This is a genomic window from Pseudotamlana agarivorans, assembly GCF_001642835.1.
Lineage (GTDB): Bacteria > Bacteroidota > Bacteroidia > Flavobacteriales > Flavobacteriaceae > Pseudotamlana > Pseudotamlana agarivorans.
The window spans coordinates 1-1871 of sequence record NZ_LXEI01000041.1 but is presented as its reverse complement, the minus strand read 5'-3'; the positions used below and the strand labels follow the sequence as shown (position 1 = coordinate 1871).

Below are 1871 nucleotides of genomic sequence, written 5' to 3'. Positions count from 1 at the left end.
ATTTTAGAACATCAATTCTCCTGAAACTGGCTTCAACCATTGAAAAGAAAAAAGACCCCAAATTTGAGGTCTTTCTGCATGGTATTAAAACTTAATGGTTAAATATTAAACACATAGGTATAACTATTAAGGTGTCGGATGGCTTCTTCTTCTAAAACCGTTTGATAATTCAAATGGTGTTTAAGAGCATAAGCTTTTAAGGAGTTTCCAAATTGGCGTTCAACATCTGCTTTTGAGGTTTGCATCAATCGCTCTTGGGTTTCAGCATCTAAATTGGAATAATTCAAATAAATCATCACTTTAAATTTAAATTAGTCCATTGTCCGCGAAACTAAAAAAGTCTCCGTTTGGCGTAATAATCAGGTGATCCAGCACCTTAATATCTAATAACTTTGAAGCTTTTATAATCTTCTCTGTAATTTGCTTATCCATTTCACTGGGTTTAAGCTTTGAACTCGGGTGATTATGACATAAAATCAAGCCTGTTGCAAGTGTTTTTAATGCAATGGCGAACAACAATCGAATATCAACCAAAGTTCCTGTCATACCACCTGTAGACAGTTGATAAATACCTTTGACCTTATTGGCGTTATTGAGTAACACGACTTTAAAAGACTCATAAACGGCAATCGTGTTTTTATCCCAATGTTCGTAAATCACCTCATTAGCCGTTTTTGAACTGGTAATAACAACCGAAGTTTTCAATTGCTCCTTATAAGATATCTGTATTTCATTAACTTTGCATTTCATAAGCTTCAATTTTTGAAGTTTTAAAATAAATAGAGGGTGCTGAGTTAAAAGGGAGCACCCTCTTATTTTTTACATCTATTTACTAAGTAGCAAAATTTCACTAATTGTAATTTCGGTCATATAGCGTTTAACGCCGCCTTTATCCTCATAACTTCTTGAGGTTAATTTTCCTTCGATGGCAATTTCTTTGCCTTTAGTCACGTACTTTTCTACAATGTCCGCCTTTTTACCCCAGGCTACTAAACTGTGCCAACTGGTATTGGTTTGCTTTTCGCCTTGGGCATTGTTGTAATATTCATTCGTAGCCAATGAAATACGGGCTAACTTTTTGCCGTCTTCTAAAATGGTCATCGTTGGCTCTTGCCCTACGTTACCAATTAACTGTACTTTGTTTTTAATTGTACTCATGATAAAAAAATTTAAAAGGTTAATAAATGCCCCTTGTTTTGATTTTAATTAAACTTGAATTTTAAGGGGTGCTTTGTATACTTCTCTCTAAAAGAGTAACATGTTTGAGGTGGGTTTTGTAAAGACTTTTATCAAAAGTTCAGGAGTGTCTGCGACGTAGTAAAACCTGCCTGCCGTCAGGGAGGCCCATAGGTTTTCAAGGAAGTAGAAACCTTAAGTTTTGATAAAATTCACTTGGTCTTTACAAGTTCCACAATAGCCTTAGGCCTACTTATGAAAACCATAACGGCGTAGGTGTACGGGAAGTTAAACCTGCGGTGGTATGGGAATTCATATTAGAAGTGCCATAGGCTATGCCTGGTTTTTGCTGTACCAAAAACCAATAAAGGCCTCAAACATTATAAACCCCTTAAAATGCTGGACAGAGATGGTATTTTTAGGACGGAGCGTGCAAAGTCACGAGAAGACTTTGCCGATATGGCCGTTAAGAAAATGGTATTTCTGGCTTTCTTATTAGAAAAAATTAAAATATAATATCTTCTTCTTTTGTGAGTTTTAAAGTGGATGATGTAGAGGCAGCGGACTCTGGTCTAAAATCAAAAAAACTTAGAACTATTATCGTATTTTTGGTTTTAAGTCTGTGTCCAAGAGGGTATCTTGAAGTGTTTTTTCCGAAATGGAGCTTGTCGAAATGTAGCCTATCCCATTTTGTA

General features: G+C 35.7%; 4 protein-coding genes. All 4 read right to left on the bottom strand.

The annotated features are described in order from the left end of the window. Window positions 1-98 precede the first annotated feature (98 nt). Window positions 99-296, bottom strand: coding sequence for a hypothetical protein (locus A6I66_RS16330; protein WP_067151949.1), 198 nt, complete (start codon window positions 294-296; stop codon window positions 99-101). Between the two features lie 10 nt (window positions 297-306). Beyond that, the gene (locus tag A6I66_RS16325) at window positions 307-750 is read right to left on the bottom strand and encodes a JAB domain-containing protein (RefSeq protein ID WP_067151946.1); all 444 of its coding nucleotides are present in this window, start codon (window positions 748-750) and stop codon (window positions 307-309) included. Window positions 751-825: 75 nt separating this feature from the next. After that, entirely contained in the window at window positions 826-1158 is a 333-nt protein-coding gene (locus A6I66_RS16320) for a single-stranded DNA-binding protein (RefSeq protein ID WP_067151944.1), read from the bottom strand. A 523-nt stretch (window positions 1159-1681) separates the two neighbouring features. Further along, window positions 1682-1871, bottom strand: a 190-nt coding sequence (locus A6I66_RS16870) for a hypothetical protein (protein ID WP_211267556.1), incomplete at its 5' end; no start/stop codon positions are given.

Coding starts and splice junctions, on each gene's coding strand:
- A6I66_RS16325 (WP_067151946.1), bottom strand. CDS start 750: ATGAAATGCAAAGTTAATGAAATACAGATATCTTATAAGGAGCAATTG.
- A6I66_RS16330 (WP_067151949.1), bottom strand. CDS start 296: ATGATTTATTTGAATTATTCCAATTTAGATGCTGAAACCCAAGAGCGA.
- A6I66_RS16320 (WP_067151944.1), bottom strand. CDS start 1,158: ATGAGTACAATTAAAAACAAAGTACAGTTAATTGGTAACGTAGGGCAA.